The sequence below is a fragment of the Paenibacillus sp. J22R98 genome, from assembly GCF_059383835.1.
Genome location: NZ_JBXENW010000003.1, coordinates 290,496 through 312,002 on the forward strand (window position 1 = coordinate 290,496; position 21,507 = coordinate 312,002).

Genomic DNA, 21,507 nt, shown 5'->3' on the forward strand with positions numbered 1-21,507 from the left:
GCGAGACTTGGGATTTTTGCGTCGTTCTATGTTATAATTTAGCCACATTTGGAGTTTATTGGACAACGGGGATTGCCCACCGGGAAAGCGAGGAAATACCGTGTTACTGGAACACATTCATGACCCTAAAGATTTGAAATCTCTCTCAGTTGCACAATTGGAACAGCTCGCAGCTGAAATTCGTGCTTTTCTCATTGAGAAGCTTTCGGAGACGGGAGGTCATCTTGCGCCGAATTTAGGCGTTGTCGAGCTTACTTTGGCGCTGCATTATTTATTTGACAGCCCGAAGGATAAGTTTCTTTTTGACGTAGGCCATCAATCATACGTTCATAAAATTTTAACGGGTCGCATGGACCAATTCGATACACTTCGTAAATATAAAGGACTGTGCGGTTTCGTTAAACGCTCAGAAAGCCCGCACGATGTATGGGAAGCTGGACATAGCAGCACATCGCTGTCTGCCGCAATGGGAATGGCGCTCGCGCGTGACTTGAAAGGCGAGAAGAACAAGGTAGTCGCGATTATTGGCGATGGCGCCTTAACGGGCGGTATGGCTCTGGAAGCGCTCAACCACATCGGTCATGAGAAGAAGAATTTGATGGTCATTCTTAATGACAACGAAATGTCGATTGCGCCGAATGTCGGTGCCTTACATCATTACCTCGGAAAGATCCGAACAGATCGCCATTATCAGAAGGCGAAGGAAGAGCTGAATCAACTGCTGAACAAAATTCCGGCAATCGGCGGCAAACTTGCCAAGACTGCTGAGCGCTTGAAGGACAGCGTGAAGTACTTGCTTATGAGCGGTATTTTGTTTGAACAGTTTGGTTTCACCTATTTCGGACCGGTTGACGGTCACGATTTGGAGCAATTGACGGAGCTGCTTGAACAGGCGAGCCATGTACCTGGGCCGGTTCTTGTACACGTTATTACGACTAAAGGCAAAGGCTATTCGCCGGCGGAAGCCGATTCCCATAAATGGCATGGCATTACTCCGTACAAAATCGAGTCCGGTCAAGTGCTTAAAGCTGTAGGACCCCCGATGTACACTGAAGTATTCAGCGATGCATTGATGGACCTGGCTGATGAAGATAGCCGCATTGTAGCGGTGACGCCGGCAATGCCGGGTGGATCCGGGTTAATTAAATTCGCCGCTAAGTATCCCAATCGGATGATCGATGTAGGGATCGCCGAGCAGCATGCTGCAACGATGTGCGCAGCGATGGCTCTGGAAGGTCTTAAACCGGTTTATGCGGTCTATTCCACCTTCCTGCAGCGCGCATACGACCAAGTCGTTCATGATATTTGCCGTCAAAATACGAATGTCGTATTTGCAATTGACCGTGCAGGTTTCGTCGGGCCGGATGGTGAGACACATCAAGGGGTATATGATATTCCTTTCCTGCGCCACATTCCGAATATGGTGCTGATGATGCCTAAGGATGAGAATGAGCTGCGCCGGATGATGAAGACGGCGATCGATTATAATGAGGGGCCAATCGCGATTCGATACCCTCGGATTAACGGGCTAGGCGTGCAGATCGAGAAAGAAATGAAGCCGATTCCGTTTGGAACATGGGAAACGGTGCGTGAAGGGGATTCAGCGGTTATTGCTGCAATCGGGCCGATGATTCCAGTGGCGGAAGAAGCCGCTGAACTGTTGAAACGCGAAGGACTCAATGTACGCGTAGTTAACGCGCGATTCATTAAACCGATGGATGAAGCGATGCTGCTGCAGATCGCCAAAGAAGGCTTGAATATGCTTGTACTGGAGGAAAGTGCCGTACAAGGCGGTCTTGGCAGTGCAGTGTTGGAATTCTACTCCTTGCATAACGAGCATAATATTTCGGTACGCATTATGGGTGTGCCGGACGTCTTCGTGGAACATGGAACGATTAAAGAACAGCGGCAGGAAGTCGGCCTTACTGCGGAACATGTGGCAGTTGAACTTAAGACGCTGCTGCCACGACTTCGTAAGCGCGTAACAGGCCAAGTGTAGAAGAGCGGGAGAAACCGATGACGATTGCGAAAGAACGAATTGATATTTTGTTAGTCGAGCAAGGCTTCTATGACAGCCGCGTGAAGGCGAAGGCGGCACTGATGGCAGGACTCGTTATCGTCGACGGTGAGCGGATCGAGAAGAGCGGCATGAAAGTGCCCAGATCAGCTTCCATAGTCGTAAAAGGAGCTCTCCATCCGTATGTCAGCCGCGGAGGTTTGAAGCTGGAGAAGGCGATCAAGCAATTTCAGCTGCAGCTGGATGGAGCGGTCATGCTGGATATCGGAGCTTCCACCGGCGGATTCACTGACTGTGCGCTGCAGAACGGGGCGGCATATGTATATGCCATTGATGTTGGCTACAACCAATTAGATTGGTCGCTGCGCCAGGATGAACGCGTCAATGTGATGGAGCGTACCAATTTCAGATATACCGTGCCGGAAGATTTGAAAGGGCCACAGCCGACATTCGCGACAATTGACGTCTCCTTCATCTCGCTGAAGCTCATTCTGCCGACGCTTGGCACGCTGCTTAAGCAAGGTGCGGGAATTGTAGCGTTGATTAAACCGCAATTCGAAGCAGGCCGTGAGAAGGTGCCTAAAACCGGAGTGGTGCGGGAGTCTGCTGTACATCGGGAAGTGCTTGGGCAAGTGCTAAGCATGGCAGCTTCGGAAGGTTATGTGCTGGAACAGCTCACGTTCTCTCCGATTACCGGGGGAGAAGGGAATATTGAATTTCTGGCTTATTGGCGGTGGGAACCGGGCAGTCAGTCAGAGCCTCCGGGTGAAGAAGCTATTGCGGCTGTCGTGAAAGAAGCTGCAGGAACATTCTCGCTATAGAGTAAAGGGTAACGAATGAAAGCCTTTCTTCATGGCTGCGGCCGTGTTGAAGGGCTTTTTATGTTTTTTTAGGCGGCCCCTCTTTGCAGGATGGACATTATTTGGTACACTAGGAACGAAACCAAACAAACGTTCGGTACTGGGCCGAAACCTCTGGCAGATGGCGTCCTCTTGTTAGAGGAAAAGCATCTGGAGAAGCGAAATGAATAGGGTATGCCTAATCATGGTGCTGGAGGGATCCTGATGGGAAACTACGGGGACTGGCTGGTTATGGTTGTTGCCGGCGGGTTGATCTTGTTCTGGCTTTATCGCATGTTTTACCGCTGGCTTCACGAACCGCCTGGAATGAATACGAAGCTTCTTCTAAGCGATGCCGAGGATGTGCGCGATGATGATATTAACGTGCAGTTTCTGGAGAAAGCAGGCTATGAGGTTACGCATGGCAAGTACCGAGTTCCGATTACGATCGACTTAGATGGCACTACTTTGCAGAGCAGATTATTTATCGATTTATTTGCAGAGAAAGATGGCAAACATTATATTGTAAAAACAGCGCGCGAACGGATGCCGATTGATTGGACAGGCAGTGGCGTTCGAGATCGATTGCTTGTCTACGCGCTGCTGCTGCCAGAGTGCGAAGGGATCCTGTTTGTAGATCATAAGGAGCTTACCATTCGCACGATCACATTTCGATTCGGTTCCTAACAATTGAATGGCTCAAGATCGAATTCGATTCATGAATTCAAAATCTTGATCCTACAGGAGGATATTATGAAGAGTGTAAGACAAATGAAAATACGTGAACTGATCACAAGTCAAATCGTGGAGACGCAGGACGAGCTCGTCGATACGTTGCGATCGGAAGGCTTGCAGGTCACGCAAGCGACTATCTCTAGGGATATCAAGGAAATGCAGCTGATCAAGGTTCCTATCGAGGATGGACGCTACAAATACTCACTGCCGCAGGAGACTAGATCCAATTCCATTCACAAGCTGAAGCGGACGTTATCCGATCACTTTCTGCATATTGACTACACGGATAATCTGGTTGTGATGAAGTGTTTACCGGGAACGGCGAACGCGATTGGAGCCATGATTGACAATATGGAATGGTCTGAGGTTATGGGGACGATCTGCGGGGATGATACGATTCTGTTGATTTGCCGGACGAAACCTCAGAGCGGGGAAATTGTAGAACGATTACTCGGTTTGATGAACTAAAGACGTAATGAAAGTAAAAATACCAATGGGTGCGGAGAATCTTTAAGGAGGAGAGCAACTATGCTAAGCGAGCTGTCTATACGTAATTTGGCTGTTATTGAGTATGTTTCGGTGAAATTCCACGATGGGTTTCATGTATTAACGGGCGAAACCGGAGCGGGGAAATCCATTCTAATCGATGCGCTGAGCCTTGTGGTCGGAGGAAGAGGCGCATCAGACATGGTCAGGTATGGCTGTGACAAAGCTGAAATCGAAGCTATGTTCGAGCTGCCGGCTTCGCATCCGGTTTGGTACACGCTGAAAACCTTCGGCATCCATGTTTCGCCGGAAGAAGGGCTCGTCATTAGACGGGAACTCTCCTCCCAAGGCAAGAGCATCAGCCGCGTCAATGGACATATCGTAACCTTATCGATGCTTCGTGAAACCGGGGAATGTTTAGTCAATATTCACGGTCAGCATGAGCATCAGTCTCTCCTTCGTACGGAGAAGCATTTGGAATGGCTGGATTTATATGCTGGAGAAACCGTTGCTGAAACTTTGAATGCATATCGAGCTATTTACAGAGAATATGAGAAAGTACGCATTCAGCTTAAAGAGCTGGAGGATACTTCGCGTCAGAATATGCAGATGCTGGACTTATTCCGCTTCCAAATCGAAGAGATCGCATCTGCTCGGTTGAAGGCGGGGGAAGACGAATCATTGGCGGAAGAGAAACAGAAACTCATGTATGCGGTCAAACGCAGAGATTCGGCTTCCGAAGCGTATGCACTGCTGCATGGCAATAAAGGTTTAGATGCCATTAGTCGTGCCGTCAGCCGGGTATCGGACATTCGCGAATATGACCCAGCGATTCTGGAACCGCTGCTCGAGCAGCTGCAATCGGCTTTTTATCAGCTTGAAGATGCGGCGTTCCAGCTAAGGGATTACCGTGATTCCGTTGAGTCTGACCCGGAACGTTTAACGCATATTGAAGATCGCCTTGATTTGATTCACAGCTTGAAACGGAAGTACGGGGAAACAATCCCTGATATTTTGTCCTATTTGAGCGGAATCAAATCGGAAGCAGATAAGATCGAGAATCGTGACGAGCATTTGGCGCGTCTACAAGCAGAGCAGTCCCATTTGTTCGCAGAAGCTGTTGTCCTTGGCAACACACTATCCGTATACCGCAGAGAAGCCGCTGATAAGCTGTCGGGAGCGATCGAGAGCGAGCTGCGTCAACTACAGATGGAGCGTACAACGTTCCATGTTCAGCTGCAGCAAAGTAAGGATGGCGATTCGTACAAGCTGCACGCAAACGGAATCGACGAAGCAGCATTCCTAATTGCACCGAATCCGGGCGAACCGTTGAAACCAATCAGCAAAATTGCCTCCGGCGGTGAAATGTCGCGTATTATGCTTGCACTCAAAACCATTTTTGCCTCTATAGATGAAGTGCCCGTGCTTGTTTTTGACGAGGTGGACACTGGCGTTAGCGGTCGTGCCGCTCAAGCTATTGCCGAGAAGATGTCAAGACTGTCAACGCATTGTCAGGTGTTCTCCATCACTCATCTGCCTCAGGTTGCTTGTATGGCAGATCATCATTATGAAATCAAGAAAACGATTGTTGCTGAACGGACATCAACAATGGTAACCGAGCTTGGTTCGTCGACGCGCATCGAGGAACTTGCCCGAATGCTGGGAGGCGTGGAAGTAACGGAAAAAACCCGCCATCATGCACAAGAAATGCTTGACTTGGCAGATAGACAAAAGGGAGCGTAATGGAAGGCAATCAGGGAATGTTTTTGGCGACATAAAACTGTTGGGGCGGGGAACCTTAAAGGTACGCAAATGGCGAACCACCTTTCTCGTCAAGCGATTTTGCAACAGGGAGCGTGAAGTCATTGAATGCCAATCAGCGGAAGCGGTGGCTGGGTTTACTTCTCGTTATCATCGTTTGCATGCTTGGTCTATCCTCTCCAATTCAACATTTCGCCGCATTTCCGAACGAAGTTCGTTTGTTCTCCGGCCAGTTGAAACAATTAGACTATGGTATGCCTGTACATGCTCAAGTTACCGTTGATCCGCACATGCTGCAAGTCAACGGTTCATCTGACCGTTCACTGTCCATCAATTTGAACAAACCGCTCTCCATTCAGTCGTCACACAGCGGAAAGACTACAATGAAATTGAAATTATTTGGAAAAATTCCGTTTAAGACTGTCAAAGTTAATGTTGTACCTGATTTACGTGTCATTCCCGGTGGACAAACCATCGGCGTCAAAGTGAAATCAGCCGGTATTATGGTTGTAGGTCATCATCAGGTAACCGATGCTAAAGGCGCTCGGGTATCACCCGGCGAACAAGCGAATTTACAGCTTGGCGATCTTATTATCCGAATTAATGGGAAGTACATTAACGAGGTGCATAAAGTTGCCCAGATGGCAGAGGAAGCGGGCGACGCGAAGCAGGCGCTGCAATTAACGGTTAAACGCGGAACACGTTTGTTTGAAACGAAGCTTTCACCTGTATTTGACTCGGAGGACCGTGCATGGCGGTTAGGACTGTACATTCGAGATTCTGCTGCAGGTGTTGGGACATTAACTTTCTATGCTCCGGATCAGGGCGTTTACGGTGCACTCGGACATGTCATTACCGATATGGATACTCAAACTCCGATTGAAGTTGGTGAAGGTCAGATTTTGCAGTCCAATGTGACGTCCATCAACAAGAGCCAAAATGGCGAACCCGGGGAAAAAAGAGCACATTTCATTAAAGAAAGTAAAGTGCTTGGCAATATTGAGCGCAATACGTCGTTTGGCATCTTCGGCAAAATGAAGGAACTGCCGTCACATAGCTACAATCAGCAGTCGCTTCCTGTTGCATTTGCAGAAGAAGTAAAGGAAGGTCCGGCTCAACTGCTCACTGTTGTAAATGGTCAGAAGGTGGAACGTTTTAATGTAGAGATCGTTCATGTCACAAGGCAGCAATCACCGGCAACGAAGGGTATGGTTATCAAAATTACGGACAAGCGTTTGCTGGAACAAACTGGCGGCATTGTGCAGGGGATGAGCGGCAGTCCAATTATTCAAGATGGCAAGCTGATCGGTGCGGTTACTCATGTATTTGTTAATGATCCGACATCCGGGTATGGCTGCTTTATCGAGTGGATGCTGCAAGATGCGGGCGTTCTCCTCAAACCAGCAAGCTTAAATCTTAAGGCGGCCTAGCCACCTTAAGATTTTTATTTTTTGTCGAATTAGTACGAATTCTGATAAATGTTGTAGTAAATTATCCATTATAAATCAGATCAATTTAATAATAAAGAAAAATATTATTCGACAGAAGGAATTTCATTGGTCATGTCGAAAATGTTAGTTAGACAAGCTAAGATACGCACAGAGGGCTTTTAAGCGTTAACGACAATAGAGTGAATTACTAGTCTAAGGAGGACTTTACCTTGCAAAGAATTGAAGTGTTGTTGGCTGATGACAATCGGGAATTTACAAATTTGTTGTCCGAGTATATTTCTGAACAAAACGATATGGTCGTTACCGGTGTCGCCTATAACGGCGAGGAAGTGCTTCGCTTATTGGAAGAAACGCGGGAAGTACCGGATGTTCTGATTTTGGATATTATTATGCCGCATCTTGATGGTCTTGGCGTGTTGGAACGGCTTCGTGAAATGAATTTGCCGCAAATGCCCAAAATCATTATGTTAACAGCATTTGGTCAAGAGAATATTACTCAAAAGGCTGTACAGCTTGGCGCATCTTACTACATATTGAAGCCATTTGACATGGAAATACTTGCGAACCGCATTCGCCAGTTGGTTGGTAATCCAACCGTCATTTCATCATCTTATTCGTCATCCGCTTCTTCATCCATTTCGAATAAATCCAATGTTGTTCCGATTGCAAAAGGTAAAAACCTGGATGCAAACATTACGAGCATTATTCATGAAATCGGAGTGCCTGCACACATTAAAGGGTATCAATATTTGCGTGAAGCCATTACGATGGTGTACAACAATATTGAAATTCTTGGCGCGATTACAAAGACGCTTTATCCTGCGATTGCCGAGAAGTTTAAGACGACGCCTTCGCGTGTTGAACGTGCTATCCGTCATGCTATCGAAGTGGCATGGACGCGCGGCAATATTGACAGCATCAGTCACCTCTTCGGCTATACAATTAATATCAGTAAATCGAAGCCGACAAACAGCGAGTTTATCGCGATGGTAGCCGACAAGCTGCGAATCGAGCATAAGGTTTCCTGAGAGCCCCCGAAATGATGCTAATGATTATGAATACATGATATGCGCCACTTTCGTGCAAGCTGCGAATGTGGCGTTTTTCTTGGTTTGATTAAACATGTCAGAGGAATATATTCAGGAGGATTGTTTTGTCACCTATAGAATTAACTGCTGCTCCTTCGCGGAAGCGATTATTTATTTTGTTATCAGTCACACTTGTCTCGGGTTTCAATCAAGGGTTGATCCTGCCACTTCTGTCAATCTTGCTGGACCGGCAAGGCGTATCATCGGATGTAAATGGGATTAATTCCATGGCGTTATATATCGGAACGTTCAGCACGATGTTCTTTATCGAGAAGCCGATTCGCAGCATGGGCTATAAGAAAGGCATTATTATCGGCATTATACTCGCAGCACTTGGCACGCTGCTGTTTCCTTTTCTCACGTCGATTGGGGTATGGTTCGTGCTTCGCATTATCGTTGGCGTCGGTGACAGTGCCCTTCATTATTGCACACAGCTCTGGATCGTAAGCAGCAGCCCTGCAGAGAGCAGAGGCCGATATATTTCACTTTACGGAATGGCTTACGGAATCGGGTTTAGCTTAGGACCAACCGGCATCAATTTATTGTCCATTGGGGATTGGGTTCCATTTTGTTTGAATACGGTTCTGTTCGTGCTCATTCTACTGTTTGTCAGAACGCTTCATCCGGAATATCCAGAGCATTCGGCTAAGCTTGCCAATTCTTCATCGAATCGATACGCAAGGGTATATCGCATTGCATGGTTTGCGCTGCTGCCGGCAATTTTGTACGGTTTGATGGAAGCGACGATGAACAGTAATTTTCCATTGTATGGTTTGCGTATTCACCTAAGTCAAGCATCGATCTCATTACTGCTTCCGGCTTTAGGTGTAGGCAGCTTGCTGCTCATGTTCCCGCTCGGGATGCTCAGTGACCGAATTGGTCGTAAGCCGGTTCTGATGGGATGTGCTTGTATCGCTGGCCTAATGTTTCTCTCTGTTCCGCTTGCAGGCGATCATGTAGCGGTATTATTCATACTGCTTGCGATGATTGGCGGATTTATCGGCTCATTCTTCTCGCTTGGCCTTGCCTACGCAGCAGATTTGCTGCCGCGCGAATTGCTGCCATCCGCGAATGTAACGGCATCTATCCATTTCAGCATCGGCAGTTTGCTCGGTCCCGGCATCAGCGGGTTCGGCATACAATATGTATCAACGAATAGTATGTTTATCATGCTCGGCAGTGCATTTACTCTGTTTGCGCTCATCGGACTCTTCACTCGAGAGGCGCGCCATCAAAAATTGCAATCGAATCCATAATTAATTTTTAAACACGGAGTATCTTTTTGACACATTCATTCGTTTACGTCATGAATCTACGCTAACAGATGAGGAGGTGCCATGATGACAATACAACCGACTGTCGATGAAATGCGGCTCACCTTGTACCGCTACTGCTTATCGCTTACGCGCTCCACCTGGGATGCGGAGGATCTTGTACAGGAGACTTGTTTACGGGCGCTGCCGGTCATGAACGGCGCGCTTGTACATCCTAATCCAACGGCTTATTTGCTGCGTATCGCGAAGAACATCTCGGTCGATCAAGCACGGCGAATGAAACGAGCCAGACGCGTGCTGGAACAGCAAGAAACGGTGCTGGACCGTTTATTCGGCGAATCGCATGAGCTTGAATATGCGCTGAAGCTGCTTATTTATCATTTATCCCCATTGCAGCGGACAGTTTTTCTGCTTAAAGAAGTATTCGGCTATAAAGGCCACGATGTGGCCGCTAAGCTTACCATGTCTGAGGGGGCTGTAAAAGCAGCTCTGCACAGAGCGAGAGCTGCCATAGCTAAGCTCAAACAGCAATCGGATCTTGCGCAAGTTTCGAAGCTGGCGGAGCGAAAAGTCGAGGAAAGTCAGCTTTATGCTTACGTTCATGCCGTTCGTGCAGGTGATGCTCAGGCGTTAGTTGTGCTGGCTAACGTGGAGGAGCAGCTTATGGATCCGGTACAGGCAATTGGTCAGCTTCATAGTTCACAAGGCAACCGCTCATCCGTTAGCATGATGCATGCTGCCTAACGGCAACGAATGAGGAGGTTTCCGGCAATGAGTTTAGTGCCTTATATTGTGGAATCAACCAATCGGGGAGAGCGCAGCTATGATATCTATTCAAGGCTGCTCAAAGACCGTATCGTCATGGTAAGCGGTGAAATTGAAGATCAAATGGCTAATGCGGTCGTGGCTCAGCTGCTCTTTCTTGCTGCTGATGATCCGGATAAAGACATTCAGCTGTATATCAATAGCCCCGGCGGCTCGGTAACGGCGGGTTTCTCCATTTTTGACACGATGCAGTTTATTAAACCGGAGGTTTCGACGATTTGTACAGGGTTTGCGGCGAGCTTCGGCGCGATTCTGTTAGCGGGCGGAGCCAAAGGGAAACGTTACGTACTTCCTAACAGTGAAGTGATGATTCACCAGCCGCTCGGTGGTGCAAGAGGGCAGGCTTCCGATATCCAGATTCATGCCAGCTGGATCTTGAAGACGAGGGAGAAGATCAACACGCTGCTTGCGCTGCATACGGGGCAATCGAAAGAACAGATCGAACGAGATTCCGACAGAGATCGGTTCATGAGTGCGGAAGAAGCGGTGGCTTACGGGATTGTAGATAAGATTCTTTAACCTAAAAAGGCGAGCATCTCCATCACCGGAGGGCTCGCCTTCTTCACCTTGTCATGCTACTACTTTAAGATTAAACACCCGGCCGAGGAGGACGAGGCCGTTTCTCACGAAAACGGGATGCGACATAATTGCGTTTGCGATCGCGGAAGAAAGTCCATCCTCCGATAAAACCGACCCCAAGCAGGAACAGCACCATGCCAAGAATAAAGGTCCACCATTCAAAATTATGGACAGCGGCTTCGTTGCCGAAGGATGAGAAATAATGAAAGATAGCATCCTTCATGAGAAGAAATCCATAAGTTGCGGCGATTCCCGGAATAACGAGCAGTAAAACGGCAATAAAACGAATAGTAACTTGCTTCATGCGAATAAATCCTCCTGTACAGAAACAACGACAATGATGCTATAATCATACCTTTTTCGGGGGAGGCTGTCCATTTCATCCCTTGTGGCAGTTTCAAGGAGCTTTGAAAAAAGGTACAATAGACATGAAACGGCTTTACGATCTGGAGAGGAGCAACAGGAATGACAATTCAATGCGATTTGGCCATCATCGGCGGAGGCATTGCAGGATATACAGCTGCGATCAGAGCGGCACAAGCAGGGAAGAATGTGATTATCGTGGAAAGAGAGAAGCTGGGTGGAACTTGTTTACATAAAGGCTGTATACCTAGTAAAGCGCTGCTCCGCAGTGCTGAAGTATACACCACGATGCGCAAGGCGGATACATATGGCATTCATGTGACTGAGGGAGCGATTTCACTTGATTTCCCTAAAGTACAGCGCCGGAAAGAAAGTACGGTAGAAGGGCTATACAAAGGGCTCCAATATTTGATGCGTAAGCATAACATCACCGTCATGCAGGGCAGCGGAAGAGTAATCGGTCCTTCTATCTTCTCGCCGAAGAGCGGCAGCGTAGCAATTGAGCTCCCCGATGGCGAAATGGAAACCATCGTACCGACGAATCTTATCATTGCAACGGGCTCGCGTCCGCGGTCACTACCGGGTCTGGAACCAAAGCCAGGTGAGATCATGTCGAGCGACGAAGCACTGACGATGGACGAGCTGCCGAAATCCATCTTGATCGTCGGCGGTGGCGTCATTGGCGTAGAGTGGGCATCCATGCTCGTCGACTTCGGCGTTGACGTTACGTTGATCGAAGCGGCATCAAGACTACTGCCGGGCGAAGATGTTGAAGCATCTGCTGAACTGTCGAAGCAACTGCGCCGCAGAGGTGTACGTATATTGACAGGTATTCAATTGAAGCTTGAAACGTATACCTATAATGACGGACAAGCCTCGATAACAGCAGATACAGCAGATGGTCCGGTTATCTTGAATGCCGAGCGGCTGCTTGTTTCGGTAGGCCGTCAAGCGAATGTCGAGGAGATCGGTCTCGAGAATACGGATGTTCGCGTCGAGAAAGGCGTTATCCGCGTGAACGGGTATTTTCAAACGAATGAACCTCATATTTATGCGATCGGCGATGTGAACGGCGGCTTGCAGCTGGCACATGCGGCGGCCCATGAAGCGATTGTTGCTGTTGATCATATACTCGGCGGGAAAGAACAGGCGCCTGATCACTCGCGAGTGCCAAGAGCGATCTATTCCAAGCCGGAGCTAGCTTCCATCGGACTGACGGAAGACGAAGCGCGCAAACAAGGGCATGATATCAAAGTCGGCAAAGTTCCGTTCCAAGCGATTGGCAAGGCACATGTGCTGGGAGAAACGGATGGTTTTGCGAAAGTTATTGCGGATGCGAAGACGAATGATGTACTTGGCGTTCATCTAATCGGGCCGCATGCGACGGATTTATTATCTGAGGCATCGCTCGCTATGTTGCTGAATGCGACTCCTTGGGAAGTTGGACAGCTCATTCACCCGCATCCTACGCTTTCCGAAGTGCTGGGCGAAGCTATGCTGGCAGTTAATGGCAAATCATTGGCATTTTAGATCGAAGCTGCATCTTTATATAGTAAGCAACAACACAATTCGCAGCAATGGACGGAGCATTTCTTTTTCGGTAAAAGTCGGTTATAATGGGTATAGGCAAGTCTTAGTACCTGGTTATAATAGCAGCTAAAAGGAGGGCATCCCTCATGACACAATCCGAATCTGCCGTGCAGCAATCCAAACATGCTGCGCTTGGGCTAACGGACGATCAAGCCATTGAAATGTATATGTTAATGACAACCGCTCGTCGGTATGATGAGCGCTGTCTGCTGCTTCAACGGGCAGGCAAAATCAAGTTCCACGTATCCGGTATCGGGCAAGAAGCCGCACAGGTTGGCGCAGCTTTCGCGCTGGACCGGAATCAAGATTATTACCTGCCTTATTATCGCGACTACGCATTTGTGCTTGCAGTAGGTATGACATTGCGCGAGCTTATGCTTTCCCTATTCTCTAAAGCGGCTGACCCGAATAGCGGCGGTCGCCAAATGCCGGGACACTTCGGTTCGAAGCGTTTGCGCATCGTTACGGGCTCAAGCCCTGTTACAACGCAAGTGCCGCATGCCGTTGGTTTTGCACTGGCTGCCAAGATGAAGAAGAAAAATTTCGTATCCTTTGTTACCTTCGGCGACGGCTCCAGCAATCAGGGAGATTTCCACGAAGGTGCAAACTTTGCCGGAGTGCATAAACTGCCGGTTATTTTCATGTGCGAAAACAATCAATATGCGATTTCGGTTCCGCTTCATAAGCAAATCGGCGGAAAAATCGCTGACCGTGCCATTGGATACGGTTTCCCTGGCTATAGCGTAGATGGGAACGACCCGCTGGAAGTGTATCGCGTCGTCAAAGAAGCACGTGAGCGCGCAGCAAACGGCGAAGGACCAACACTGGTAGAAGCCGTGATGTACCGTTTATCGCCGCATTCCACATCGGATGAGGATCTTGCTTACCGGACGAAGGAAGAAGTCGACTCGCATCGCGACAAAGACGGCTTGCCGAAGTTCAAGCAATATTTGATTGACAGCGGAATTTGGGATGAAGAACGGGACGCAGCCTTAATGCAGCAGATTAAAGCGGCTCTGGATGATGCGACCTCCTATGGAGATCAAGCAGCTTTCCCAGAACCTGAAGATATATTGAAACATGTTTACGCCGATGATCATCATGGCGAAGGAGGACGCTAACATGTCGAAAATGGACTATATTGATGCGATCCGCTTGGCCATGAAAGAGGAAATGGAACGCGATGAGGATGTATTCGTGCTCGGAGAAGACGTCGGCCACAAAGGCGGCGTATTCACGACGACGAAAGGGCTTATCGGCCAGTTTGGCGAGGAACGCGTACTAGATACTCCGCTTGCGGAATCCGCAATTGTAGGCGCTGCAATCGGTGCGGCTATGTATGGCATGAAGCCGATTGCCGAAATGCAATATTCGGACTTCATGTTCCCGGCTACCAATCAAATTATTAGCGAAGCGGCCAAGATCCGTTATCGCTCCAATAATGACTGGACATGCCCGCTTGTAATCCGTGCGCCGATCGGCGGCGGTATCTTCGGCGGGTTGTACCATTCTCAGTGCCCCGAGTCCGTATTCTTCGGAACACCCGGTCTTAAGATCGTAGCGCCTTACACGGCATACGATGCGAAAGGGCTTCTGAAAGCAGCTGTTCGCGATCCGGATCCGGTTATTTATTTTGAAAACAAGAAATGCTACAAGCTTGTGACCGGCGATGTTCCGGAAGGCGATTATATCGTTCCAATCGGGGAGTCCAATGTCCTTCGCGAAGGCGACGACATTACGGTCATCAGCTACAGCCTGCCGCTTCACTTCGTGCTCGAAGCAGCCGAGGAGCTTGCAGAAGAAGGCGTGTCGACACATGTGCTCGACTTGCGGACGCTCCAGCCGCTTGACAAAGAAGGCGTTCTGGAAGCCGCCCGTCGTACCGGTAAAGTGCTCATCATTCATGAAGATAACAAATTCGGAGGCATTGGCGCAGAAGTGTCCGCTATCATAGCAGAAGAAATGCTTTACGAGCTGGATGCTCCAATTATGCGGCTATGCGGTCCGGACGTTCCGGCAATGCCGATCAATCCACCGGGCGAGAAATTCTTTATGCTGAATAAAGATAAAGTGAAAGAAGCGATGAAGAAGCTGGCATTATTCTAAGATCGAAGTCGCTTCGCAAAACATTTAGGAGTGGTCGGAATGAAGAAATTGACGGAAGTCGTCATGCCACAACTCGCAGAATCGCTTGTCTCCGCAACGATCGATAAATGGCTTAAGCAGCCTGGCGATTCGATCGAGATGTATGAGCCAATCTGTGAAATTCTTACTGACAAAGTAAATGCAGAACTACCCGCGACCATTCAAGGGACGCTGATTCGAATATTAGTCGGTGCAGGCGAGACCGTACCTGTAGGTACGCCGCTTTGCCTTATCGAGGTTGATGAGGAGGGAGCGGGTACTGCTGCTCCGACTGCGTCATCTCACGCAGGAAGCGGCAATACCCTTGGAGCGTCGTCCGGCGCTCCGACTCGCGGCAACGAGCGAGCAGCGGTTCGTGCACAAGGTGCAGCAGCTGAAGCAGGCGGGGATGGCAATGATCATATGCGTCATCGCTACTCTCCTGCGGTTCAGTCTCTTGCAGCAGAACATAATGTAAACCTGTCTGGAATTGAAGGAACAGGGCTTGGCGGACGAATCACTCGTAAAGACGTGCTTGCTTTCGTGGAGTCCGGACGCGGGGCTAAAGCTACTGGAACAGCAGCCGGACATGTAGGCAGCGCTCAACAAACACAGCAGTCCAATAAGAGCGGCGGGGAGCAGGTTCGTTCCTCCGGCCTTCATTTGTCTGAAACGCCTCGTATTCCGGGTGTTGAAGTGGAGGGGCAGCAAGTGCCGGGCAGAAGCGAATATTTTATCGATGTTACGCCTGTCCGTAATGCTATCGCACGTAATATGCGCCAAAGCGTTACTGAAATTCCACATGCTTGGATGATGATGGAAGTGGATGTGACCAACCTCGTCTCCCTGCGCAACAAATTGAAGGATGACTTCAAGAAGCGTGAAGGCGTGAATCTTACTTATCTCGCATTCTGGGTGAAAGCCGTCGTTAATGCGATCAAAGATTTCCCGATTATGAACTCGGTGTGGGCCGTAGACAAAATCATCGTGAAGCGCGATATCCACATCGGTCTTGCGGTGGGTACAGAGGATGCGGTTAAAGTACCCGTCATCAAAAACGCGGATCAGAAAAATATTGCCGGCCTCGCCAGGGAGATTGAAGATCTAGCCCGCAAAACGCGCGAAGGCAAGCTAACGCTCGCAGACATGGAAGGCGGAACGTTCACCGTAAACAATACGGGGTCGTTTGGCTCGATCTTGTCATACCCAATCATCAACTATCCGCAAGCGGCAATCGTTACCTGCGAATCCATCGTGAAGCGTCCTGTCGTCATTAATGATATGATTGCGGTTCGTTCGATGGCCAATATTTGTTTGTCGCTGGATCACCGGATTCTCGATGGCGTCATTTGCGGACGTTTCTTGCAGCGGGTGAAAGAAAATTTGGAAAGCTTCAATCTAGATACGAAGCTGTATTGAAACGGGGCTTACATGTTATGACAACGAACGTGAAAGCGATCGATGTTCATTATACGCCTATGCTCGGTTATGCAGAAGCATGGGATTTACAGAAGGCATACGTCAAACAAATCGACAAGGAGGAGCGACGTGAAACGCTGCTCCTTCTTCAGCATCCGCCGACCTATACAGTCGGTTCGCAGCGCCATCCCGAGCATTTGCTCTATTCGGAAGAAGAATTAGCCGCTCGCGGCATCGGTGTGTTTCAAATCGACCGCGGCGGGGATATTACGTATCATGGACCGGGTCAGCTTGTCGGGTACCCGTTGCTTTATTTGGATGGAGCGGGCCTTGATCTGCACGGTTACTTGCGTCAGCTGGAGCAGGCCATTATGGACTGGCTGGCTGGGTATGGAATCGAAACGAATCGGAAGTCGGAGTATACCGGTGTTTGGGTTGGCGACGCCAAAATTGCGGCGATCGGCGTGAAGTTTAATAAAGCCAGGACTCGCCGCGGATTCGTGACGAGCCATGGCTTTGCGCTTAATATTAAAGCGGGCATTGCGCAGGATGGATTTCGAGGCATCATTCCTTGCGGGATCCAGGAATATGCGGTAACTTCTTTTGCCGACGTAACAGGCATCAACTTAAGTGTGGAACAAGCGGCGCGCGAGCTGCTGCCGCATTTCTGCAAACAGTTTGGCTGTGAAGTGGAAGAAGAAACCGGACTATTCGAAGATCCAGCCGATACCCATCAATAAAGTGGAGATCAGCAGCGAGGCGATGAGCAGCCAGATGAACACTTTCATCAATTGGTTCTGACGCACGAGAGCATGCTCCTTTCGTAAATAAGATGTACAAGTATGAGACTATTGTAAACGAAATCCATGAACGGAGGAAAGCCGATGATTAATAACCAACGAATAATCGATGAATTTATGGCGCTTGTCCAGGTGGACAGCGAAACGAAATATGAGCGTGACATTTGTGATGTGCTTACCGGAAAGCTGAAAGAGCTTGGCTTCTCAGTAGAAGAAGACGATGCGGCAAGTATTACGGGGCACGGGGCAGGCAATCTGTTCGCGATGCTTGAAGCAAACGGCAGCGAGCAGGCACCGACGATTTTCTTTACTTCCCACATGGATACGGTAGTGCCGGGAAAAGGAATTAAACCGCGTCTGGATGCAGACGGCTACATAAGAAGTGACGGCACGACAATTCTTGGAGCCGACGATAAAGCCGGACTCGCAGCCATGTTCGAAGCCATTCGCGTAATCAAGGAACAGAATCGTGCTCATGGTCCGATTCAGCTTGTTATTACGGTTGGAGAAGAAAGCGGGCTTGTAGGCGCGGCAGCGATCGATCCGAAGAAGCTGAAAGCGAAGTTCGGTTACGCGCTGGATTCCAATGGTCCGATCGGCGATATTGCCGTTGCTGCGCCGTCCCAAGCGAAGATTACGATCAAAATCCACGGTAAATCGGCACATGCAGGCGTTAATCCGGAGGATGGCATCAGTGCCATTCAAGTGGCAGGCAAAGCGATCTCCCGTATGTCGCTTGGAAGAATCGATCACGAAACAACGGCTAACATCGGACGTTTCGAGGGCGGCGGTGCAACGAACATCGTTTGTGATTTCGTAAAACTAGACGCGGAAGCCCGCAGCATTGTGCAGGATAAACTCGACAAGCAGGTCGAATCGATGCGCGAAACCGTCCTTGCGGTTGCAGCTGAGTTCGGTGCAAAGGCGGAGTTTGAAAGCAAGCTGATTTATCCGGCGTTCAACTTTACCGACGGAGATCCGGTTGTGGAGCTGGCGAAGGCTGCGATTGAGAAAATCGGCAGAACACCGAAGCTGTTTCACTCCGGCGGCGGAAGCGACGCGAATATTTTCAACGGGCATGGCGTCCCAACCGTGAACCTTGCGATTGGGTATGAACATATCCATACGACGAATGAGCAAATTAAGGCAGAGGATTTAGTGAAAACGGCTGAGCTGGTTGTAGCAATTATCGAACAGGCGGCGGAACAGACGGAATAACGGCTTGCCTATACGAATAAGGGTTGCCGGCTGTAGAGTGATCTACGGCGGCAACCCTTTCTATTGTTTGAGCGTGAATGCATCCTACGCCGTTCAGCGTGTCGACTGTAAATATTCGCCAAGCGTGCGACCGGATTTGCCGTTAATCGGGCTTGTCTTCGCGCTCGCTTTGGCAAGCAGCTTCAGTTGGTGCCGGATTTCCCAGGCTTTTCCCACAAGTGTCATCGAGCTTTTTACCGTGTATTGTTTCATGAATGATCTCCCCTTTTGCTATACTGATAGATAGATATGAGAGAGTTAGAGAACATATGCCTGCTGAATTGCCGATTTGCCGAATTGCCATCAAAGGAGCCGATGAGAGATGTTAGAGAAAACCGATCAATTCCGAGAGAAAACAATTAAGACTGAACCGATTTTCGATGGGAAAATAATTTCGCTGCAGGTCGATACGATCGAGCTGCCTGATGGCAAAACAGCCACGCGCGAAATTGTGAGACATCCCGGTGCGGCAGCCGTTCTTGCCCTAATCGATGATAAAATGCTGGTCGTGGAGCAGTATCGTAAGCCGATGGAAAAGTTCCAGATCGAGATTCCGGCTGGGAAGCTGGATGCCGGTGAAGATCCGATGGTTGCTGCAGCGCGTGAGCTTGAAGAGGAAACCGGCTACCGTGCCGGGAAGCTTCGTCCGCTAAGTGCGTTCTATACGTCACCTGGATTCGCCGACGAGAAGCTGTACGTGTATCTCGCAGAGGAGCTTGTGAAAGGGGAAAGCGCGCCGGATGAGGATGAGTTTCTGGCTGTAGAAGCGATTACGTTCGAGCAGGCGCAGCAATATATGAAAGAAGAGCGGATCAGCGATGCGAAGACCATTCTGGCCGTCTATGCATGGCATATTTACAGGCTTACGGGAGAGATCTAGAGGTGACGACTGTGAAAGCGGCTGTACAAGAAGGGAAGCTGGGCCGTGTATTTGCCGATCTTCATTTGCATATTGGACTGACGGAGCGGGGAGAACCGGTTAAGATCAGCGGCAGCAAAGATCTAACCTTCCGAAACATTGCACATGAGGCGGCGGTTCGCAAAGGAATCGGTCTGCTTGGCGTGATCGACTGCCACTCTCCCGGTGTTCAGCGAGATATAGAGTCCTTGCTTGATTCCGGGGAAATGACCGAAATTAGCGGTGGAGGCATTCGCTACAAGAATACGACGATTCTTCTCGGGTCCGAAATTGAGGTTCGCGATGCCGGTTTCGGCACGGCACATCATCTGATCTATCTGCCCGATTTTGCAGAGATGCAATCGTTCACGAAGTGGATGTCCCGCTCGATGCGCAATGTACAGCTCAGCTCACAGCGTTTATATGTGCCATCCCGAGAGCTGCAAGCGGAAGTGAAGGGACGAGGCGGGCTGTTCATCCCTGCCCATATTTTCACGCCGCATAAGAGCTTGTTCGGGAGCTGCTCCGATCTGCTAAGCGATACGCTGGATCCGAGTCTCGTAGATGCCGTCGAGCTCGGACTAAGCTCGGACAGCGAGATGGCAGGGCTCATTCCTGAGCTTGATACGCTGCCGTTTCTGACGAATTCAGATGCGCACTCCTTAGCGAAGATCGGTCGTGAGTACAATGAGCTGTATCTTCAAGAGCCGTCATATAGGGAACTGAAGCTGGCACTTGAAGGGGCAGAAGGACGAGCAATAACGGCCAATTATGGGCTGAATCCGGTGCTCGGAAAGTATCATCGCACGTACTGTGTGAATTGCGGTTCACTCGTGGAGGACAAGCAGGATGCCGAGCGCTGCTTGCAATGCGGTAGTCTCAAGCAAGTACGAGGTGTATTGGACCGGATTATGGAGCTAGGGGCTAAAGCGGGGCGAAGCGAGCCGGTAGTGCCGCAAAATCGTCCTCGTTATATCTATCAAGTACCGCTGGAATTTATCCCGGGGATCGGCCCGAAGACGTTGTCCAAGCTGCTGGATCAGTTTGGAACGGAGATGAACATTCTTCATGATGTACCGACAGCGGCGATTGCAGAGCTTGCAGGAGAATCGGCGGCATCGATTATAGCTGAAGCCCGTACTGGTTCATTAAAGCTGCAAGCAGGCGGCGGAGGCAACTACGGCAAAGTCGCAAGCAAGTCGTAAGCAGACCGTCATAGCTGCGGGGGCTTGGACATACACTGAACCATCTGGGTTTAGGGGGATATGCCATGCGATCATCCGCGCTTCAGCCGAATGTGAAGGATCAGCTGACGCTTTATGTATTTGTTTCTGTTTTATTTGTCGTAGGGGTAGTTTTCGGTGCGCTTCTCGTTAATGCATTGACACTGGATCAGCAGCAAAATTTGGCGGGGGATGTACAGCAATTCATCCATCATATCCAGGAAGGTGTCTTGCAGAGCGGCGGCGAGTCGTTCTGGGATCGGGCTTGGTTCCATGCCAAATGGCTGATCCTCATCTGGGTACTAGGGCTGACTGTCGTTGGGATGCCGCTTGTGCTGGCGCTTGATTTTCTGAAAGGCGTATTGGTAGGCTTCGCGATCGGTACGCTGGTGCGGCAATTTGCGTGGAAGGGTCTGATCTTCTCGCTAGCTTCTGTCGCCCCGCCAAATTTACTGGCTGTACCGGCCTTTCTCATCATTAGCGTGTCGGCGGTTTCTTTCGGACTCTATGTGATTAAGAACCGGCTCTTAGGCCGTTTCGGCACGCTTAGCCAGCCATTATTCACTTTCACATCCAGCGCTGTCATGATGCTGATCATCATTCTGGGAGCTGCTGCCGTGGAGTGTTATGTCACCCCGATGCTGCTAAAATGGGCCGCTCCGCTTATCGTAGGTGTCAGCGGTGGATTGTAATGATTCTAAAAAAAATTGACTTTGTTCGTAATGAGCACCTATAATAAAAGCAAACCGATTCCGTGATAATGGCACAAGTCAGGTAT

The 21,507-nt window shown here is 49.4% G+C and carries 22 protein-coding genes; 19 read left to right on the forward strand and 3 right to left on the reverse strand.

Going from position 1 to position 21,507, the window contains the following annotated elements; translation table 11 throughout:
• Positions 1-100 precede the first annotated feature (100 nt).
• From dxs to clpP, 10 genes are all read left to right on the forward strand, one after another.
• Positions 101-1,999 carry a 1-deoxy-D-xylulose-5-phosphate synthase gene (dxs, locus tag AC50Y3_RS11370; protein WP_494818869.1) on the forward strand — a complete coding sequence of 633 codons (1,899 nt, stop codon included), beginning with the start codon at positions 101-103 and terminating at the stop codon, positions 1,997-1,999.
• Between the two features lie 17 nt (positions 2,000-2,016).
• Positions 2,017-2,838 carry a TlyA family RNA methyltransferase gene (locus AC50Y3_RS11375; RefSeq protein ID WP_494818870.1) on the forward strand — a complete coding sequence of 274 codons (822 nt, stop codon included), beginning with the start codon at positions 2,017-2,019 and terminating at the stop codon, positions 2,836-2,838.
• A 243-nt stretch (positions 2,839-3,081) separates the two neighbouring features.
• Complete coding sequence (locus AC50Y3_RS11380; protein WP_494818871.1) at positions 3,082-3,543, forward strand: hypothetical protein; 462 nt, start codon at positions 3,082-3,084, stop codon at positions 3,541-3,543.
• Between the two features lie 66 nt (positions 3,544-3,609).
• Entirely contained in the window at positions 3,610-4,059 is a 450-nt protein-coding gene (ahrC, locus tag AC50Y3_RS11385; protein ID WP_494818872.1) for a transcriptional regulator AhrC/ArgR, read from the forward strand.
• A gap of 60 nt (positions 4,060-4,119) precedes the next feature.
• Positions 4,120-5,820 carry a DNA repair protein RecN gene (recN, locus tag AC50Y3_RS11390; RefSeq protein ID WP_494818873.1) on the forward strand — a complete coding sequence of 567 codons (1,701 nt, stop codon included), beginning with the start codon at positions 4,120-4,122 and terminating at the stop codon, positions 5,818-5,820.
• A 122-nt stretch (positions 5,821-5,942) separates the two neighbouring features.
• A complete protein-coding gene (gene spoIVB / locus AC50Y3_RS11395; protein WP_494818874.1) occupies positions 5,943-7,268 on the forward strand; it encodes a SpoIVB peptidase in 1,326 nt (441 codons plus the stop codon).
• A gap of 230 nt (positions 7,269-7,498) precedes the next feature.
• Positions 7,499-8,317, forward strand: a complete 819-nt coding sequence (gene spo0A / locus AC50Y3_RS11400; protein WP_475779326.1) for a sporulation transcription factor Spo0A — start codon at positions 7,499-7,501, stop codon at positions 8,315-8,317.
• Between the two features lie 125 nt (positions 8,318-8,442).
• Positions 8,443-9,633: an MFS transporter gene (locus tag AC50Y3_RS11405; protein ID WP_494818875.1), complete on the forward strand. Its 1,191-nt coding sequence runs from the start codon at positions 8,443-8,445 to the stop codon at positions 9,631-9,633.
• Positions 9,634-9,714: 81 nt separating this feature from the next.
• Positions 9,715-10,395: an RNA polymerase sigma factor gene (locus AC50Y3_RS11410; protein ID WP_494818876.1), complete on the forward strand. Its 681-nt coding sequence runs from the start codon at positions 9,715-9,717 to the stop codon at positions 10,393-10,395.
• 27 nt (positions 10,396-10,422) lie between these two features.
• Positions 10,423-10,995 (forward strand): ATP-dependent Clp endopeptidase proteolytic subunit ClpP, encoded by a 573-nt coding sequence (clpP, locus tag AC50Y3_RS11415; protein ID WP_494818877.1) that lies wholly within the window; start codon positions 10,423-10,425, stop codon positions 10,993-10,995.
• Between the two features lie 70 nt (positions 10,996-11,065).
• On the opposite strand, the gene AC50Y3_RS11420 is transcribed toward clpP, so the two are convergent.
• Positions 11,066-11,359 carry a DUF2627 domain-containing protein gene (locus tag AC50Y3_RS11420; RefSeq protein ID WP_494818878.1) on the reverse strand — a complete coding sequence of 98 codons (294 nt, stop codon included), beginning with the start codon at positions 11,357-11,359 and terminating at the stop codon, positions 11,066-11,068.
• A 161-nt stretch (positions 11,360-11,520) separates the two neighbouring features.
• Here AC50Y3_RS11420 and lpdA point away from each other — a divergent pair, with 161 nt between their 5' ends.
• The 5 genes from lpdA (at position 11,521) to lipB (ending at position 17,291) form a co-directional block, all read left to right on the forward strand.
• Positions 11,521-12,948: a dihydrolipoyl dehydrogenase gene (gene lpdA / locus AC50Y3_RS11425; protein ID WP_494818879.1), complete on the forward strand. Its 1,428-nt coding sequence runs from the start codon at positions 11,521-11,523 to the stop codon at positions 12,946-12,948.
• A gap of 146 nt (positions 12,949-13,094) precedes the next feature.
• Positions 13,095-14,129, forward strand: coding sequence for a thiamine pyrophosphate-dependent dehydrogenase E1 component subunit alpha (locus AC50Y3_RS11430; protein ID WP_494818880.1), 1,035 nt, complete (start codon positions 13,095-13,097; stop codon positions 14,127-14,129).
• A gap of 1 nt (position 14,130) precedes the next feature.
• On the forward strand, positions 14,131-15,114 hold the full coding sequence (locus tag AC50Y3_RS11435; protein WP_494818881.1) for an alpha-ketoacid dehydrogenase subunit beta: 984 nt from the start codon (positions 14,131-14,133) through the stop codon (positions 15,112-15,114).
• A 39-nt stretch (positions 15,115-15,153) separates the two neighbouring features.
• Positions 15,154-16,551 carry a dihydrolipoamide acetyltransferase family protein gene (locus AC50Y3_RS11440; protein WP_494818882.1) on the forward strand — a complete coding sequence of 466 codons (1,398 nt, stop codon included), beginning with the start codon at positions 15,154-15,156 and terminating at the stop codon, positions 16,549-16,551.
• A gap of 17 nt (positions 16,552-16,568) precedes the next feature.
• Positions 16,569-17,291: a lipoyl(octanoyl) transferase LipB gene (gene lipB / locus AC50Y3_RS11445; protein ID WP_494818883.1), complete on the forward strand. Its 723-nt coding sequence runs from the start codon at positions 16,569-16,571 to the stop codon at positions 17,289-17,291.
• On the opposite strand, the gene prli42 is transcribed toward lipB, so the two are convergent.
• Positions 17,259-17,357 (reverse strand): stressosome-associated protein Prli42, encoded by a 99-nt coding sequence (gene prli42 / locus AC50Y3_RS11450; protein ID WP_494818884.1) that lies wholly within the window; start codon positions 17,355-17,357, stop codon positions 17,259-17,261. The genes lipB and prli42 overlap by 33 nt on opposite strands.
• Before the next feature lie 78 nt (positions 17,358-17,435).
• On the opposite strand from prli42, the gene AC50Y3_RS11455 reads away from it, so the two are divergent.
• Complete coding sequence (locus AC50Y3_RS11455) at positions 17,436-18,569, forward strand: M20/M25/M40 family metallo-hydrolase (protein ID WP_494818885.1); 1,134 nt, start codon at positions 17,436-17,438, stop codon at positions 18,567-18,569.
• A 93-nt stretch (positions 18,570-18,662) separates the two neighbouring features.
• On the opposite strand, the gene mciZ is transcribed toward AC50Y3_RS11455, so the two are convergent.
• On the reverse strand, positions 18,663-18,821 hold the full coding sequence (gene mciZ / locus AC50Y3_RS11460; protein WP_494818886.1) for a Z-ring formation inhibitor MciZ: 159 nt from the start codon (positions 18,819-18,821) through the stop codon (positions 18,663-18,665).
• 109 nt (positions 18,822-18,930) lie between these two features.
• On the opposite strand from mciZ, the gene AC50Y3_RS11465 reads away from it, so the two are divergent.
• The 3 genes from AC50Y3_RS11465 to spoIIM all read left to right on the forward strand — a co-directional run bounded on the left by AC50Y3_RS11465 (position 18,931) and on the right by spoIIM (position 21,421).
• Complete coding sequence (locus AC50Y3_RS11465; RefSeq protein ID WP_494818887.1) at positions 18,931-19,488, forward strand: NUDIX hydrolase; 558 nt, start codon at positions 18,931-18,933, stop codon at positions 19,486-19,488.
• Between the two features lie 2 nt (positions 19,489-19,490).
• Positions 19,491-20,711, forward strand: a complete 1,221-nt coding sequence (locus tag AC50Y3_RS11470; protein WP_494818888.1) for an endonuclease Q family protein — start codon at positions 19,491-19,493, stop codon at positions 20,709-20,711.
• 65 nt (positions 20,712-20,776) lie between these two features.
• Entirely contained in the window at positions 20,777-21,421 is a 645-nt protein-coding gene (spoIIM, locus tag AC50Y3_RS11475) for a stage II sporulation protein M (RefSeq protein WP_494818889.1), read from the forward strand.
• Positions 21,422-21,507: the final 86 nt, after the last annotated feature.

Coding starts and splice junctions, on each gene's coding strand:
- AC50Y3_RS11375 (WP_494818870.1), top strand. CDS start 2,017: ATGACGATTGCGAAAGAACGAATTGATATTTTGTTAGTCGAGCAAGGC.
- AC50Y3_RS11380 (WP_494818871.1), top strand. CDS start 3,082: ATGGGAAACTACGGGGACTGGCTGGTTATGGTTGTTGCCGGCGGGTTG.
- ahrC (WP_494818872.1), top strand. CDS start 3,610: ATGAAGAGTGTAAGACAAATGAAAATACGTGAACTGATCACAAGTCAA.
- recN (WP_494818873.1), top strand. CDS start 4,120: ATGCTAAGCGAGCTGTCTATACGTAATTTGGCTGTTATTGAGTATGTT.
- AC50Y3_RS11410 (WP_494818876.1), top strand. CDS start 9,715: ATGATGACAATACAACCGACTGTCGATGAAATGCGGCTCACCTTGTAC.
- clpP (WP_494818877.1), top strand. CDS start 10,423: ATGAGTTTAGTGCCTTATATTGTGGAATCAACCAATCGGGGAGAGCGC.
- AC50Y3_RS11420 (WP_494818878.1), bottom strand. CDS start 11,359: ATGAAGCAAGTTACTATTCGTTTTATTGCCGTTTTACTGCTCGTTATT.
- lpdA (WP_494818879.1), top strand. CDS start 11,521: ATGACAATTCAATGCGATTTGGCCATCATCGGCGGAGGCATTGCAGGA.
- AC50Y3_RS11430 (WP_494818880.1), top strand. CDS start 13,095: ATGACACAATCCGAATCTGCCGTGCAGCAATCCAAACATGCTGCGCTT.
- AC50Y3_RS11435 (WP_494818881.1), top strand. CDS start 14,131: ATGTCGAAAATGGACTATATTGATGCGATCCGCTTGGCCATGAAAGAG.
- AC50Y3_RS11440 (WP_494818882.1), top strand. CDS start 15,154: ATGAAGAAATTGACGGAAGTCGTCATGCCACAACTCGCAGAATCGCTT.
- lipB (WP_494818883.1), top strand. CDS start 16,569: ATGACAACGAACGTGAAAGCGATCGATGTTCATTATACGCCTATGCTC.
- AC50Y3_RS11455 (WP_494818885.1), top strand. CDS start 17,436: ATGATTAATAACCAACGAATAATCGATGAATTTATGGCGCTTGTCCAG.
- mciZ (WP_494818886.1), bottom strand. CDS start 18,821: ATGAAACAATACACGGTAAAAAGCTCGATGACACTTGTGGGAAAAGCC.
- AC50Y3_RS11465 (WP_494818887.1), top strand. CDS start 18,931: ATGTTAGAGAAAACCGATCAATTCCGAGAGAAAACAATTAAGACTGAA.
- spoIIM (WP_494818889.1), top strand. CDS start 20,777: ATGCGATCATCCGCGCTTCAGCCGAATGTGAAGGATCAGCTGACGCTT.